The 615-nt window shown below is 65.9% G+C and carries 1 protein-coding gene; it reads left to right on the top strand.

Going from position 1 to position 615, the window contains the following annotated elements; genetic code table 11:
* Nucleotides 1-37: 37 nt before the first annotated feature.
* Nucleotides 38-615: transposase (locus ACFQS1_RS40585; protein WP_378978422.1), on the top strand; the 578-nt coding region annotated here is incomplete at its 3' end.

The following is a 615-nucleotide window of genomic DNA, read 5'->3' as shown; positions in this document are numbered from 1 at the left end:
CAGCACGCATACCGGTAACGGCCCGGCTCTGCCGGCCGTGCAACGACTCGCCGAGATCCCCGGCCTCGGCGACCTCGGCGCGCAAACCATCCTCGCCGAGATCGGCCTGGACATGACCCGGTTCCCCACCGCCGAACACCTGGTCTCCTGGGCCAAACTCTGCCCCCGCACCATCCAATCCGGCGCCAAGAACACCACCGGCAAAACCGGCAAGGGCAACCCCTACCTCAAAGCCACCCTCGGCCACGCCGCCGCCACCGCCGCCCGCACCGACACCTTCCTCGCTGAACGCTACCGGCGCATCGTCAAACGCCGCGGCAAACTCAAAGCCGTCGTCGCCGTCGCCCGCTACCACCCTGATCATCATCTGGCACCTACTAACCAACCCCACCACCCGCTACCACGACCTCGGCAGCCACTACTACGAACAACGCATCGACAAAGAACGAAGAACCCGCAACCACCTACGGCAACTACAAGCCCTCGGCTACACCGTCACCCTCACCGCCGCCGCCTGAACACATCACACGCCACCCCGGACCGGCCACCGGCCCGGCACCCCCACCTGCCCAAACACCCCACCATGGCCAAGCTTCTATTTTCCGGTCAGAGCAA

The organism is Paractinoplanes rhizophilus (genome assembly GCF_042664765.1).
Lineage (GTDB): Bacteria > Actinomycetota > Actinomycetes > Mycobacteriales > Micromonosporaceae > Actinoplanes > Actinoplanes rhizophilus.
This window is presented reverse-complemented; position numbering and strand designations above follow the sequence as displayed.